Consider the following 14,680-nt stretch of genomic DNA (forward strand, 5'->3'; position numbering starts at 1 on the left):
GGTTCCTTCTACCGCTCTTCCCAGCGACCAACGCCGGAGGGGGGGAGGGGGAAGAAGACTGGGGCGGCGGGGTAGGCTTCTTCGGGCGCGGACAGCCGGCTCCCCAGGTCCAGGACGGAGAGGATCTGGTCGCGGATCCACGACGGGGTGATGTCGCCGGGCGCGGGCGGGGTGGTCACCCGCCGCAGGGGGAAGTGCAGGTCCGGGCGGCCGCCCTCCCGGGCGAAGAGCGCCTCGGTGCCGTTGCGGAGGTTGCCGTGGACGCCGTCGGCGTTGCCGGGGAAGGGGATGCGGCGCATGCTGTCCGGAAGGTTGCGGTAGAAGCCCGGGAAGAAGCGGAAGCCGTGTTCGCCGGGCAGGGGCCTGCGGCCGCCGGTGCCGGTTCCCGGTACGTCCATCGACCGCGCCTTGCCGCCGAGCACGTCGTAGTACTCGTAGACGGTGACGGTGTAGCCGCGTTCGGCGAGTTCGTGGGCGGCGCTCAGTCCGGCGACGCCGCCGCCGAGGACGGCGACGTGCCTGCCGGTGGGGGCGGCGGCAGCGGCCCTGGCCGTACCCGCGGACAGGGCGAGGGCGCCCACCGTGCCTCCGGCACCCGCGAGGAACCGTCTGCGGGTCGTTCCCTGGTGTCCTGTGGTCATGGATACGGGAGAGTAGAGAGGGCGGGGACGCGGCGACAGGTCGCCATTCGGTCACCACGGCATCCTCACAACGACGCGCCGCGGGCGACGCACACCTCGGCGCGTCCGCTGTCCGTGCCGGGCCGCCCCCTCCCCGACGAGTCCCGCACCGTGCCCGCCGGGGTGCTTGCAGACGCGGGCATATTCGGTTCGTGCGGGTAGTGGCCCTTGGTGTCGTCGCGGTGCTCCCCTGGGACGACACCCCGTACACGATCGACCCTCGGAGTACGTCATGCTTGCCGCTCGTCTGCACACCTGGAACACCGCACCCCACCCCGAGGAGATCGCGGATCCCGCACTGCCGCGGGACGGCGAGGTGATCGTGGAGGTCGAGGCCGCCGCCGTCACCCATCTCGACCTCACCGTCATGACCGGTACCTTCGCGCACCGGCCCCGACTGCCGTTCACCCCCGGCACGGCAGGAGCCGGCACCGTCGTCGAGGGCGGCGCCGGACTGCTCGGCCGCCGGGTGCTGGTGCGTGGCGGCGGCATCGGGCTGGAGCGGGACGGCACCTGGGGCGAGCGCGTCGCGGTCCCGGTCGGTGCGGTCCGTGGGATCCCCCGGGAAGTGGACGCCGCGCTCGCCGCCACCTGTTACTCGCCGACGACCACCGCGTGGGCCGCGGTGGAGGCGGTGGGCCGGGTCGAGAAGGGGGAGCGGGTGCTGGTGACCGGCGCCGCCGGTGCCGTCGGCTCTCTCTGCGTGCAGTTGGCCGCGCGAGCCGGCGCCCACGTCGTCGCGGTGGTCCGCGACGAAGGCGCGGCCGGTGCCGTCCCCGACGCCGCGCACGAGATCCTGGTCCGTCCGACCCCCGGAGCGGCCGCGGGAAAGGGAGAGGCGGACGTCCTGCTCGACACCGTCGGCGGGAACACCGTCCAGGACTTCCTCGGGGCCATGCGGCCCGGAGGGCGGGCCGTCCTGATCGGCTACGTGGCCGGCACCACCCTCCGCGTCGACCTGCCCGCCCTGATGGCCCGGGACATCGCCCTGCTGCCGATGAACATGGTCCGCCGCCATGTCCCTGCCGAGGTGTTCGACCGGCTGCTCCGCGACCTGGCCGGCGGACGGCTCGCCCTGCGCACCACGTCCCTGCCCTTCGAGCGGATCGCGGAGGCGGTCGAGACCCGCCGGAAGGGGGGAGGCCGGGGGACGCTCGCAGTGCTGATGTGAGGTCTCCGAGGCGGCGACGGCCGTTCGGCCCGTGCACCCTGGGCGCGGACGGCACCTGGCCGGCAGGGCGAGGGCCGGCCGCCGTCCTCCGTGGCCCGGCATCCGTGTGGTGGGCGACGGGGCAGCCCCGTCTGCCACCGCGAGGCCGAAGCCGGTGACGGTCCGAGGCCCGGCGAGTGGTTCCCCGGCCTTCGGCGCGGGCCCGGCCCGCCGCCGTGGCTGCCCGGGGCGTCGCGCTCGGCGGGTGCCGGCCACGGGGGTCGGCGGGCGGGGTCAGACGAGCCGGTCGCGGTGGTGGGCGGCGGTGTCCCGGACGAGCTGGGCGAAGCGTTCGCGGCTGCGGTTCTGGTGGTGTTCGGCCTGTTCGTCGTCCCATTCCTCCACACCGGCGGCGCCGGTCTCCTCGTCGTGTTCCTCGCCGTGGCCGAGGTCGTCGTACTCGCTGTGGAGGAGCCAGCAGCCGTGGATGCCCGTGAGGAGGTCTTCGAGGAGATCCCGTGCGGGACGCTTGGGGTCGAGAGGGGTCAGGCGCAGAGCGAGATCGCCGAGGTCGGGTTCGTCGTCGCCGGTGTACTCGGCGAGCGTTTCCGCCAGGTCCTCGAGTTGTTCCCGCAGTGCCGTCGGGTCGGGCAGCACACCGTCGGTCACGTGCATGGCGTGGCGGACAAGGCTGGTGACGGCGTCGTGCGGGGCGACGCCGTCGTTGATGAGGCCGAGGACGAGGGTGGGCGTCTCGTGGGGGAGGGCCTCGATGTTGCCGGCCTCGAGGACCACCTGGGCGGGATCGAGCCCGGATGCCTGCGAGGCCACGTCGGCCGCGGCGGCGAGCCAGTGGGCCGCCGCGACGGCGGCCGCGGTCGGATCGATGCCGATGAAGAGTTCGCCGGGGCCGAAGGGATCCCGCCGCAGGAGGTCGTCGGCGGCGGCGACCTGGACGGGAGAGGCGTCCTCACGGCTGAGCAGGACGGCCTGTTGGGCACGGCCGCCGAGGTCACCGAGTTCGGCGCTCTCCACGGCCGCGAGTTCCGCGGCGGCTTCGGCGGCGATGGCCTGCACGAGGTGCGGGTCGCCGAGGCCGTGCAGCGCCCGCCCGACCCGGTGGGCGGATTCGAGGAGGCCGCTGTAGGAGACGACCATGCTGCCGCCGCTCGGCAGGTTCGGTCGGGTGATGGCCTCGACAACCCTGCCGAATCCCCTGCGCTCCTCCTCGCGGCGCCAGCCCTCGCTGTCGGGTTCCAAGGAGTCGGCGGCACTGGCGGGATGCGTGTAGGTGCGCCATGCCGCGCTGGAGAGCTGGGTGAGCGCCCGGGCCAGAGCGAGGAGACTGCCGAGGTCGGCGCCGGCCGGCAGGGTGGCGACGCAGGCCGCCAGGTCGCCTTCACCCGTTCCCCAGGCGGCGATCAACTCGTGCCGGTCCGGCTCGACACAGTAGCGGGTCATGAAGAGGCTCCTCCGCGGACGGGTGCTGCGTGATGTCCTGCCGAGCCTATGAGACGGACGGCTGCGCCGGTTCGGCACGGCGATCGTCGTGAGCGGTGACGCCGCCGACCTCGGCGCCCGGCCCGCGGACGGGTCCGAAGTGCCGTCGCGTGCGCGCGGGAGCATCTCGCGCCGCCGTCCCGGGTCGTCGATGCCGGGTCCGCCCTCTGCCTGCCCGTGCCGTCCGGTGCCCGCGCGCTCGCGGGGAGCACGCGGGCACGTGGCGCCTCGGCCGGGCGGCCGCCGGGCACACCGAGTGGTACGCCGTTCCGGACGACGGACCGGCAAGGGCCGGCCGGGAAGCTCTCAGACGGCCAGCTCCGCCAGCCGTCGCGTGAGGTCCTCCCGGCGTGCCTTGACGTACGCGAACTGGCGGACCGGAGCGCAGCCCCGGGAGAGCTTCACCGTGTCCGAGCCGGTGGAGTAGTGGATGTGGGTCAGGCCCTCGGCCATGGCCAGGCGCAGCAGCTCGTAGTAGACGAGTCCGAAGTACAGCGGCAGCCGTCCCTTCACCGCGTAGTCGAAGCCGCCCTGACGGGCGTACAGCTGCCCGTCGTGGGTGAAGGTCAGCACGAAACCCGCCAGTTCGCCGTCCAGGTGGGCGGTGGTGACCCGGGCCGCCGCACCGGCGTGGGCGGCCACGCTGCGCAGTACCGCGAGGAAGGCCGCCGCGTTCGCGGGTGTGCCGTGTTTGGCGTACAGGGCCGTCTCCAGCGGGGCGATCCGTTCGATGAGTTCCCCGGTGAGGGGCCGGGTCCGGTAGGTGACGCCGGCCTCTGCCAGCACCCGGACCTCCTTGCGGATCTTGCCCCGGCGCCGGGAGGGGAACCGGGCGAGGTACGTGCCGAAGTCCCCGTCGGCCGGCACCTCGAGGGAGTATGCGGTCTGCCCGGGCAGGGCGGTGTACCGCCCGGACTCCAGAACCTCGCGCAGCGGGGTGTCGTCCTCGTCGACGTACAGGAACGAGACCGCGTTGAGGCCGGCCCGCCACGCCTCGTCCTCCGCCGTCGCGACCAGCCCGCCGAGCAGCGCGCGCTGCTCCTCGGGCGGCAGGCCGGGGCGCACGCCCGCCTTGGTGTGCGACGGGTTGCGGCCGCCGCAGGCCAGCGCGGGCATGAGCGCGTCGGTCCAGTCGGCGCCGCGCCCGGTCAGTCGCTCGTGGATGGAGGTGACCACCCGTCCGGGAGCGCAGAAGACATACGGTGTGCCTGCCTCGAGCGGGTAGGCGGGCAGAGCCGCCAGCGGCTCGCCGTCCCGCACGGCCGTGAGGTAGTACGGGGGACTGGCCGCGGTCGCCTGGGCGTGCCGCAGCCAGGGGGACGTCGAGTAGAAGCCCCGCGGCCCGAACAGCGCGTCCCAGCGCTCCGTGTCGACTTCCGCCAGGTCCCGGTGCACGGCCACCTCCCACGCGGACGTGTCCTTTGCCGCGGCGGCTGTCACCGCTCGTCCCCGTCGGCCGCGAAGACGGGGGTGAGCTGGCCGAGCGCGGACTCGGCGCGGCGTACCGCGTCGCCGGTGGTGTCGCCCACGGCGACGACGTACCCGAGCAGGTCCAGGTTGGACTCGGCGGGCCGCACCCGGTCCCCGGGGCGGACCTCCAGGTCCACCTCCGCCACGCCCGGGACGCGGCGTGCCAGGTCCACGCCCTCGACGCGGGCGAGGACGCCGGTGCGGTGCGCGGCCAGGTACCGGGAGGCGGCGGCGCCCTCGCGCGTGCGGGTGAGGTCGGCGGCCTGCCCGGCGTGCAGCCGGACGACCTCCCGCTGCAGGTAGAGGCCCGTCGCCTCGCGTATCAGCTGGGTGATCTCGGCGCCGGGCATGCGCCCGTTGACCTCCACGATCCGCGGTCCCCCGGCGGTCACCTTCACCTCGACATGGGCGGCCCCGAAGTCGTGGCCGACGGCGTCCAGGGCGCGCCGGGCCAGGTCGGCGCAGCTTCGGCGGACCGGCTCGGACAGCATCGAGGGGAAGGTGTCGCCCATCTCCACGAAGTGGGGGTGGGGGCCGAGTGCCTTGTCGGTGACGCCGAGGATGTGCCGCTCGCCGTCGACGAGGACCGACTCCACGCTGACCTCGAAGCCGATCAGGTACTCCTCGACCAGTACGCCCGGGCGGCGCGGCTGGCCGCGGAAGTCGGTGGGGCTCGCGGTCAGGTCGCGGTAGGCCGCCACCACCTCGGCGGGCGTGCGGCACAGGGTGACGCCGATGCTCGCGGACTCCGTCATCGGCTTGACCACGCACGGGTAGCCGAAGCGGCCGGCCGCCTCCAGCGCGTCGGCCTCCCCGGTCGCCTGGTGGTAGTCCGGCACCGCGACGCCGGCCGCCCGGCACGCGTCGCGCATCAGCAGCTTGTCCCGGCAGTTGCGGGCCGCCTCGGGGGACAGCCCCGGCAGACCGAAGCGGGCGGCGACCTCGGCGACGATCGGGATGTTGTAGTCGGTGACGGTCATCACCCCGCGCAGCCGGCCCGCCGCGTGGAACGGGGCGAGCGCGGCGGCGACCGCGTCGACGGAGTTGGTGTCCGTGGTGACGACCTCGTCGAGGTGCTTGGCGTACACCTCCTCGGCCAGGCTGACCACGCGGTAGCGGTCCGGGTCGTTGCTCACTAGGACGGTGTGGAAGCCCAGTTCGTGGGCGGCCCGCAGGGGGGTCAGGCCGAAGTTCGACAACTGGCTCTCGACGACGGCGAGGACGCCGGGTTCAGTGCTCATGGCTGTGCCTTTCGGGTTCGGGCGTCGCGCAGCGGACGCGGTCTTCGTCACGGGCCGCGGCGACGGCCGCGGCGATCGGCCGCCGGGCGGCCAGGGTGAGGAGCAGGGCGGCCGAGGTACACGCGGCGGGCAGGCCGAGGGCCGCGACGGGGCCGGCGCCGTCGGCGACCGCACCGGTGAGCGCGGAGCCCAGCGCACCGCCCACGGCGATGAAACTGCCGACGCCGGCGAACGCCTCCGTCATCCGGTGACGGGCCGTCATGTCGCCGATCAGCTGGAACTCCTCGGCGCCGGTGGGGGCCATGGGCAGCCCGCTCAGCGCCAGCAGTGTGCCCAGCAGGACGAGCGTCCAGGCCGCCGGCAGGCCCGCGCGGTGGGCCAGTGCGGCCGACGGCAGCACGGCCAGCGCGAGGGTCAGGGCCACCAGGAGCCGTACGTACCGGCGGAAGGTGCTGCCGCCGCGGGTCCGGGCGCCGTAGAGCAGACCGCCCACGACGCTGCCCGCGGACTGCAACGCGACCAGCGACCCGGCCAGTTCGGGCGCGGATCCCTGAGCGCGCAGCGCCGCCGTGACGGCCACCGCCAGCGCGCTGGACAGGGCCGCGGTGAGGGCGATCGCGGCGAGCACCGACAGCGCGGCGGCACCGCGCCGGGTGTCCCGGCCCGGCGCGCGGCGGGGCACGGGAGCGCGCCGGCGCACGATGCCCGCCTGCCCGTAGCCCACCGCTCCGGCCCCCAGCAGCACGGCGGTGGCCGGCAGCACGACGCGGGCCCCGAGGAGCCAGCCGAGCGCGCTGACCACCGACGGCCCCAGCACGAACAGCAGTTCACTGAGGGTCGACTCGAACGTGTAGGCCCGCTTGCGCAGATCCTCGTCGTCGGTGAGGTCCTGCCACATCGCCCGCGCCGACGCACCCACCGGAGCCGTGGCCAGGCCCGCGCAGCAGGCCACGGCGAACAGGACACCGACGGGCGCGCGGGGCGCCCCCAGCGCGGCGGCGACCAGCAGGGCACCGGACAGCGGCCCGGTGATCCGCAAGACCGGCGCCGGCCCGCGCCGGTCCATCAGCCGGCCGATGAACGGGCCGCCCACGGCGCTGCCGAGGGCGTACACCGCTCCGGCACCACCCGCCACCGCCACGGACCGGTCCGACTGGACCAGCGCCAGCAGCAGGGCGAGCGGCACCATCGTGCCGGCCAGGCGCGCGAGCGCGGCGGGCACCGCCGCCGCACTCGCGCCGGGGAGCCTCAGCAGCTCCGCGTAACCCCTGAGCATCACGACGACTCGGACGGTCGGAGACCCGGATCGGCCAGCCGGAACACATCGGCTCCCGTCTCCGCCCGCCAGACCAGTTCCTCCCGGTCCCCGTCGAGCGCCACCACGGCGGCCCTGGTCCGGATGAAGTTGTTGCTCCGGCCGAGCGAGTAGGCGCCCGTGTCGTGCAGGCACAGCAGGTCCCCGACCCGTACGTCCTCGGGCAGGTCGACGGCGGTGGCGTGGATGTCGTTCTCGTAGCACAACGGTCCGGCCACCGACCACGCTGCGGTCGCCGGCGCGTAGTCACGGCCGAGGGGCACCAGGCGGTGCACCTCGCCGCTGCCCGTCCAGGGAGCGACGTTGTTGCCGCCGTCCAGGATCAGCCAGCGGGCGTCCGGCAGTTCCTTGCGCGACATCACCCGGGTCACCATCGCCATCGCGTCGGAGACCAGCCAGCGCCCCGGCTCCAGCGCCAGGACGACGTCGGCCAGCCCCGCCTCCCGCAGCCGCTCGTCCACGTCGGCCAGCAGCCCGGGCACGTCCAGCACGGGCTCGGGATCCGGCAACGGGGTGCCGCCCTGCTGTCCCCACAGTGCCGTGAGCGGGCCGGTGCGGGGACGGCGGATGCCCGGGACGCCGAAGCCGCCGCCGATGTTGACCTCGCGCAGTCCGACCGTGCGGTGCAGGGCCGCGGCCTCCCGCAGGATCGGCTCCAGCGCGGCCACCATCAGCTCCCGGTGCACGATCTGGCTGCTGAGGTGGGCATGCACCGCTGTCAGCGACAGGTTCGGGCAGGCCGTGATCCGCTCGACGAGACCGGCGAGCTGCGCGGAGCCGGCCGGCCAGCCGAAGCGGTTGCGGCGGGCGGCCCGTTCGGCCAGTGCCCGGTACGACGGGTCCGGCGACGTCGACAGCGGCAGCCCGGGGGAGATCCGGATGCCGACCTCGATCGTCCGCCCGGTCGCCGCGGCCAGCCGCTGGAGCGTCTCGATCTCCTGCTCGCCGTCGATGTTGACCCGTACGCCGTGCCGTACGGCCGCCGCCAGCTCTTCCTCGGTCTTCACCGGGCCGTTGAACACGATGGCCTGCGGCGGGAATCCGGCGGCCAGCGCGGCGTCCAGCTCGTAACCGGAGACCACGTCGGCGCCCATGCCGTGACCGGCGAGCCGCCGGCACAGGTAGGGCAGGTAGTTGGTCTTCACCGAGTAGTAGACCCGCGTGGGCCTGCTCAACGAGTCCAGGGCCGCGAGCAGTTCGCGGGCCGCGCCGTCCAGCCGGCCGGCGTCCAGCACCTGTACCGGAGTGCCGTGCCGGCCCGCGATGTCGACCAGGCGGTCGTAGTCCCAGTGAGCGGCGGTCCGGGAGGTCTGTGCGAGGCGGCTCACGACGCGGCCTCCGCCCCGGTCGCGGCGTTGCGCGTGGTCCCCGTCAGCAGCCGGAACCCGGCGTCGATGTGGTCGCGCTCCAGCAGGTCGGCGTAACGGCGGTGCCACGCGCCCGAGTCGAGGTCGGCACGCAGCCGGGACACGCCGCGTTCGACGGCCGCCGGGTCGGTCAGCGCGAACGCCGAGCAGGCCCGCCGGACGGCCGGCTCCAGGTAGGCCTCCGGCCGGCGCCAGAAGGCGGTCATGAAACCGTCGGTGAAGTCGTGCCAGACGGGCAGTTCCACGACCTCGCACGGGCCGAGCAGCGTGGTGAGCCGCTCCAGCGACGGGACCCGGGTGCGCTCGGCGTCGGCGATCTCCGGTACGTAGTCCCGGGTGAACCAGAAGTCGGCCTGGACGTCCATGTCGTAGGTGACGACGGTGAACCGGTCGGCCACGCGCAGGAGTTCCCCGATCCCGGCCTCCAGGTCCGACCAGTGGTGCACGGTCAGCACGGCCATGGCCGCGTCGAAGGCCCGGTCGTCGAAGGGCAGGTTCTCCGCGCGGCCCGCCAGGCAGGGGGCGCTGCCCGCGCCCCGCTGGGCGCGCATCTCCCGTGAGGGCTCGACCGCGATCACCTGCAGGTCCTCCGGCTCGTACGCGCCTGAACCGGCTCCCAGGTTCAGGACCGTACGCGCCTCTCCCAGGGACCCGCGGATCAGCGCTGCCCAGCGCGGGTCGGGGCGGCGGACGGCGGAGTAGCCTACGCCGATGCGGTCATAGACGGCAGCCGGGCCCGAAGCGGCGGCGGGCGGGCTGTCGAGAACGGTGTGGGTCACGGATCTCACGCCTCGCTGTTGCTCGCGAGGACCTCGGCCTCGTACTCCTCGCCGTAGCGCCGGTGCTCCCACGGGTTCACCGCGACCAGCCACACGTCGCGGTGGCCGCCCTCCTCGCTGAGGTGCTCGATGTCGGTCACGTGATGGAACATCGACCGGTCGTCGAAACAGATCGCCTGGCCGTCCTGGAGGGTGGTGGTGAAGAACGGCTCACCACCGCCGAGCGGCATCAACTGCGTCTCGCCGCCGGATATGTTGTGCCGCCGGGTCACGGCGACGATGCCGTAGTGGTGGCCGTCGCGGTGCGGGCCCTCGGGGGCCGCCACGCCCTCCACCTCGGGGGTGGACACGACCCGGCACTGGTGCACGTTCAGCTGCCAGACGGTGCCCTTGTCCAGCTCCAGGGCCTCGGCACCGGCCGCGATCAGCGGCGTGGGGTCCACCGTCAGCGGTTCCAGGGTGCGCAGTTGGCCGCCGACCAGGTCGTTGTACTGGCGGGGCTGGGCGAAGTGACGGTGCGGCAGGAGCTCCAGCTTCCACTCGCCGTCGTGGACCAGCCGGAACTGCGAGAAGCGGCGGTAGCGCTGCTGTGAGCCCGTGTACGGGTCGAGCGGGAGGTTCTCGAACTGGGAGAGGGTGTACTCGTCCAGTTCCGGTGTATCGATGATCGCGAAGCCCTGTGCGTTCAAAGCCATGCCTGACTCCCTCCTTCGCGCCCCGGGACCCCGTGCCACAGGCCCCCGAGCTGCACGGATCAGTGATTGCGAAGGACGCTAGCCAGGTGCGGACCGAAGGGGAATGATCTTGCTGGTCTAGTGGCTCCCCACCCTCTTCGACAAAATGGCGGGTTGACCTGAGGTAACGGGTGTGGAAACGGCGAGTGTCAGCAACTCCCTTTTCAGGTATGGCATGTGATGGTATATCGGATCTGATCGCACATTCCCCGGAAGTCGTTGCGCCCCGGGTCGTCGGGATTGCCCGGAGGGACGAACTCACGTTGGCTGGGCGGCATGACCGAACTGCGTACCGATCGCCTCGTCCTCCGTCGATGGCGTGACTCCGACCTCGGACCGTGGGCGGCGATGAACGCCGATCCCGAGGTCCGGGAGCACTTGGGTGACCTGCTCACCCGTGAACAGAGCGATGCCTCCGTGGCGCGGTTCCGAACCGAGTTCGACCAGCGAGGCTACGGATGGTGGGCGGTCGAGGTGCGGGACGCGGGCGAGTTCATCGGCTTCGCGGGCCTGGACCGGGTGGATGACGGCATGCCGTTCAGCGGAGTGGAGATCGGCTGGCGGCTCGCCCGCTCGGCCTGGGGCCGGGGCTACGCCACCGAGGCCGCGCTGGCAGTCCTGGCTCACGGATTCGACACGCTCGGGCTTCCGGAGATCCTCGCGGTGACAACGGCCGCCAACCTCCGTTCGCAGGCCGTGATGCGAAGGATCGGCATGACCCGGGACCCGGCCGACGACTTCGACGATCCCGCCGTACCGGAAGGACCGCTGCGTCCGAATGTGCTGTTCCGCATCACCCGTGGTGCCGGAGTCCGGCTGCCGCGGCTCCACCCCTCCCGGTCGGCCGGCCGGTCCGCACACAAGGACGGGCTCGGCCGCTGACGGGCGGATCCGGTCGGCGCGGCAAGCCCCGTCGGGGGAGGGCGACCGCATGGGTCCCCTGCCCCGACGGAACGCGGTGGGCCGGGCGGCGGGTTACCGGCCGCCCGGCGCAAACCGGTGCCGTGCGCGGCGCTCCCCGGCTCAGCCGAAGTTCACGTCGCTGCACCACATGTAGGCCTGGTCGAGGTGCGAGGCCTGCCAGATCACGAACAGGATGTGGTGTCCGCTGTAGCCGGAGGTCTGGACGGGGAACGTGATGTCCTGCGCCGGCGCGTAGCGGCCGGTCTGCGTGATGAAGTCCAGGTTGCCCCAGCCCAGGGTCTGGGTCTTGGGGTCGAAGCCCTGCTTGCTCACGTAGACCTTGAAGTAGTCGGCACCGTGGGACGCCTGGTCGTACAGGTGGACCGAGAAGTTGTTGCCGACGCTGGTGGTCTTCCACGGCCCGGGCTTGTCCAGGCTGGCGTTCCTGGAGAGGTTGTTGCTGCAGAGCGTCCCGTCGGGGGTCCGCGCCTGGAACTGGCCGCCGAGGCCGTCCCGGAGCGCGCTCATCCAGTTCCACATGGTGTCGGCATTGGCCTGGAAGGCCTGCCAGCACATGGGGTCTTCGGTCTGCATGGCCGGGTTGGTGTGATTGCTGCCCCACGTCTTCCAGCACCGGTACGCGCGGGAGGCGGGGTCGACGACGGTGCCGTGGGCCTGGGCGGGGGCCGACCAGGTCAGTGCGCCGACGACCACGGCGAACAGCGTGACGAGCACCTGGAGAGGCCGACGGAGGGACGACCGCGAACGCCTGGTCAACGGACTCTGGTTGCGCATGTGGGGGGAACTCCTTCCAGTTGCGAGGCTGCGATGGGAGCGCTCCCAACGGTAAGACTTCCGAGTGAAATGTCAACGAAACGAACACAGTTGATCACAGTGGGGAGTTGCGAGCGGGGGATCTGCCTCGGAGGGGAAGGCCGGTCAGCCGAGGTAGGCGGCGCGCCCCTCGTCGTCGAGCTCGAAGGGGGTGAGGCGCCCGGGTCCCACCCGGCTCATGGCTCGCTTCCGGTGCCGCCGCGGGACGGCCTCCAAGCCCCCTGGGGCGCCGGGTCGCACCTCACGTCCCGGCGGGAACCCGCAGGGCGAGGAGGGCCACGTCGTCGTCGTTGTCGGCGGGGCGGACCCGGCTCAGCAGCCGGTCGGTGAAGGAGGGCAGTGGCCGGTGGGCGAGCGCGGCGGCGTGCTGGCGCAGCCGCTGCAGGCCGGTGTCCAGGCTGTGGCCGGGGGCTTCTATCAGGCCGTCCGTGTACAGGACGAGGGTGGATCCGGTCGGTATCAGGACGGTGGCGTCGGGGCGGGAAGCGCCGAGTCCGGTGCCGAGGAGGATGCCGTGGCCGTCGGTGAGGTAGTCGGCGAGGCCGTCGCGGCTGACGAGCAGGGGCGGCGGATGGCCGGCGTTGGTCCAGGACAGCCGCCAGTGGCCGTCACCCGCCTCCTCGATCCGGGCGAGGACCATGGTCACCATGGGCACATCGGTGATGTGCTGGACCGCCTCGTCGAGTCGTTCGACGATCCGGCCGGGCCCTTCCCGGTGGGTCCAGGCGTAGGCGCGGAGCATGTTGCGCACCTGTGCCATGCCCGCCGCGGCCTCCAGGTCGTGGCCGACGACATCGCCGACGGCCAGGGCGGTGGCGCCGTCGGGCAGGGGGAAGGCGTCGTACCAGTCGCCGCCGACGTGCGAGGCGTCGGGCGCGGGCAGGTAGCGGACGGTCATCTGCAGCCCGGGCACGCTCGGCATCTGGGGCAGCAGATGGTTCTGCATGGTCTCGGCGACCTTGCGCTGTCGCTGGTAGAGGCGGGCGTTGTCCAAGGCGAGACCGGCCCGGCGGGCGATGTCCTCGAGCAGGGGCAGGTCGTCACTGGTGAAGCTCCCCGGGTGTTCGGCCCGGCCCAGGGTGAGGGCCCCCAGGACTTCGCGGGTGCTGCGGATGGGGGCGATGGCGGCGGAGCGGATGCCGGTGGCACCGAACAGGCGGCGTTGTTCCACCGCGATGCCGGAATCCGGCGCTCCCTGGTAGGTCTCGGGCCCGGCGACGGTGGAGGCGACCCCGCGCAGGGCCCTCGACAGGGGCATGGGGGATTGCTCCGGGACGGGCGGCATCGGGCCCTGCAGGTCCTCGTGATGCCTCAGGGTGTCTCCGTCGGCGTGGACGACGACCGTGCGCCAGACCTCGTCCCGCTCGGTGATCAGGTCGATGACGGCCCAGTCCGCCAGCCGAGGCACCACCAGCGCCACCAGCCGGCGCAGCGCCTCGTCGACGTCGAGGGTCGAGGTCAGCCGCGTGGTGGTCTCCGCGAGCAGCGCCAGCCGCTCCAGCTCCGTCAGCTCGGTCGCCGGCCCCCGTCCCGCGCCGGCCTCCCGCGCGGGGTCGGTGGTGTGGAAGACGACGAGGGTGCCGCACTGCCGCCCGTCGATGCGGTACGGCGTGATCAGCCAGGAGACCGGCAGGACGGAACCGTCCCCGCGGGCGAAGTGGTCCTCCTCCCGCTGGGCGGTGCGCCCGGCGTGGAACGCCTGCCGCATGACGCACCGTGCGGTCGGCAGTGGCTGACCGTGAGCGTCCCGATGCAACAGGTCATGCGCGTCACGGCGGAGGAGGTCCTCGGCGGGCATGGCCAGCATCCGCTCCCCGCAGGAGTTCACGGCGATGATGCGGCCCTGCTCGTCCACGACGTAGGCGCCGGTCCCGATGGCTTCCAGCGCTTCGGTGAGCGCGCCGTCGGATACGCCTTCGGACTGCCGCCGCGCACTGCTCGCGTCCGCGTCCGTGCGTTCAGGCCCTGCCATACCCGTCTCCTCGCCGATCGGCCGTCCCCTTCCGGCCGGCTGCACGCACCCGGTCGGCCCGCCCCGGCACGGTGCCGTGGCCGGGCCGCGTGCCGTGGCCGGGCCCCGGCCCGTCGAGGACCGCTGCCCGGCCCCGGTGCGCCACGCGATCGGTCGGCAGCGACCGCTCGCCGGGACGATCAGGTCTGATCATGTCCAACGGGTACCCGCCGGAAGCGGTGCGTTCACCGCGATCACCCATGCCGGCCGCCGCCCGCCCCGGTCCGCCGATCACCTTCGGCTCCCGGAGCCCGCCGATCCCTCCGCCGCGCGCTGTCGCGGACGACGGGCCCCGGTCGCTGCGGCCGTGGGCCGGCGGTGGCGCGTCCGGGCCGGGCGGCGGGACGGCCCGACGGGGGTTCTCCCGGCTCGGGCCCACGGGCCAAGGGTCCCGAGGCTGCCGGACGGCCCGGTCCCGGACGCACGGGATCTCGGGGCGAGACGGAGACCGAGGAGTTCTCCGTCCTCCGGGAGGGTGGGCGGTGCACCCTCGTGATCACGACGGGCGACATGACCCAAGGGGGCGCGATGCCGTCGGCGGTCGCGTGAAACGGGTGACCGGCCCCTGGGGGCGGCGGCCCCCGCCGACTGCGCGCGGGGGGGGGGGGGGGGGGGGGGGGGGGGGGGGGGGGGGGGGGGGTGGGGGGGGGGGGGGGGGGGGAGAAGAAGGTTAGCCCAGACCCCCCCCCCCTCGCC

The 14,680-nt window shown here is 73.5% G+C and carries 12 protein-coding genes; 2 read left to right on the forward strand and 10 right to left on the reverse strand.

The window, feature by feature from the left end:
• Positions 1 to 8: 8 nt before the first annotated feature.
• Positions 9 to 641 (reverse strand): FAD-dependent oxidoreductase, encoded by a 633-nt coding sequence (locus tag ACZ63H_RS30405; RefSeq protein WP_469870548.1) that lies wholly within the window; start codon positions 639 to 641, stop codon positions 9 to 11.
• A gap of 271 nt (positions 642 to 912) precedes the next feature.
• On the opposite strand from ACZ63H_RS30405, the gene ACZ63H_RS30410 reads away from it, so the two are divergent.
• Positions 913 to 1,851: a quinone oxidoreductase family protein gene (locus ACZ63H_RS30410; protein WP_469870550.1), complete on the forward strand. Its 939-nt coding sequence runs from the start codon at positions 913 to 915 to the stop codon at positions 1,849 to 1,851.
• A gap of 273 nt (positions 1,852 to 2,124) precedes the next feature.
• Here ACZ63H_RS30410 and ACZ63H_RS30415 read toward each other — a convergent pair whose 3' ends face one another.
• The 7 genes from ACZ63H_RS30415 to ACZ63H_RS30445 all read right to left on the reverse strand — a co-directional run bounded on the left by ACZ63H_RS30415 (position 2,125) and on the right by ACZ63H_RS30445 (position 10,197).
• Entirely contained in the window at positions 2,125 to 3,291 is a 1,167-nt protein-coding gene (locus ACZ63H_RS30415) for a hypothetical protein (protein ID WP_469870552.1), read from the reverse strand.
• A gap of 345 nt (positions 3,292 to 3,636) precedes the next feature.
• Positions 3,637 to 4,770 carry a GNAT family N-acetyltransferase gene (locus ACZ63H_RS30420; protein ID WP_469870554.1) on the reverse strand — a complete coding sequence of 378 codons (1,134 nt, stop codon included), beginning with the start codon at positions 4,768 to 4,770 and terminating at the stop codon, positions 3,637 to 3,639.
• Positions 4,767 to 6,041: an ATP-grasp domain-containing protein gene (locus ACZ63H_RS30425; RefSeq protein ID WP_469870556.1), complete on the reverse strand. Its 1,275-nt coding sequence runs from the start codon at positions 6,039 to 6,041 to the stop codon at positions 4,767 to 4,769. Before ACZ63H_RS30425 ends, ACZ63H_RS30420 begins: the two co-directional genes overlap by 4 nt.
• Entirely contained in the window at positions 6,031 to 7,317 is a 1,287-nt protein-coding gene (locus tag ACZ63H_RS30430; protein ID WP_469870623.1) for an MFS transporter, read from the reverse strand. The genes ACZ63H_RS30425 and ACZ63H_RS30430 overlap by 11 nt, the downstream gene beginning before the upstream one ends.
• Entirely contained in the window at positions 7,317 to 8,684 is a 1,368-nt protein-coding gene (locus ACZ63H_RS30435) for a diaminopimelate decarboxylase family protein (protein WP_469870558.1), read from the reverse strand. The genes ACZ63H_RS30430 and ACZ63H_RS30435 overlap by 1 nt, the downstream gene beginning before the upstream one ends.
• Positions 8,681 to 9,502 (reverse strand): class I SAM-dependent methyltransferase, encoded by an 822-nt coding sequence (locus tag ACZ63H_RS30440; RefSeq protein ID WP_469870560.1) that lies wholly within the window; start codon positions 9,500 to 9,502, stop codon positions 8,681 to 8,683. Before ACZ63H_RS30440 ends, ACZ63H_RS30435 begins: the two co-directional genes overlap by 4 nt.
• A gap of 5 nt (positions 9,503 to 9,507) precedes the next feature.
• Complete coding sequence (locus tag ACZ63H_RS30445; RefSeq protein WP_469870562.1) at positions 9,508 to 10,197, reverse strand: 2OG-Fe dioxygenase family protein; 690 nt, start codon at positions 10,195 to 10,197, stop codon at positions 9,508 to 9,510.
• A 315-nt stretch (positions 10,198 to 10,512) separates the two neighbouring features.
• Between ACZ63H_RS30445 and ACZ63H_RS30450 the strand changes: the two genes are divergently transcribed.
• Positions 10,513 to 11,118: a GNAT family N-acetyltransferase gene (locus tag ACZ63H_RS30450; protein WP_469870564.1), complete on the forward strand. Its 606-nt coding sequence runs from the start codon at positions 10,513 to 10,515 to the stop codon at positions 11,116 to 11,118.
• Between the two features lie 141 nt (positions 11,119 to 11,259).
• On the opposite strand, the gene ACZ63H_RS30455 is transcribed toward ACZ63H_RS30450, so the two are convergent.
• Both ACZ63H_RS30455 and ACZ63H_RS30460 read right to left on the reverse strand, forming a co-directional pair.
• Positions 11,260 to 11,934 (reverse strand): lytic polysaccharide monooxygenase auxiliary activity family 9 protein, encoded by a 675-nt coding sequence (locus ACZ63H_RS30455; RefSeq protein WP_469870566.1) that lies wholly within the window; start codon positions 11,932 to 11,934, stop codon positions 11,260 to 11,262.
• A gap of 280 nt (positions 11,935 to 12,214) precedes the next feature.
• The gene (locus ACZ63H_RS30460) at positions 12,215 to 13,945 is read right to left on the reverse strand and encodes a SpoIIE family protein phosphatase (protein WP_469870568.1); all 1,731 of its coding nucleotides are present in this window, start codon (positions 13,943 to 13,945) and stop codon (positions 12,215 to 12,217) included.
• Positions 13,946 to 14,680 lie beyond the last annotated feature (735 nt).

This window comes from Streptomyces sp. NPDC104831 (assembly GCF_055583025.1).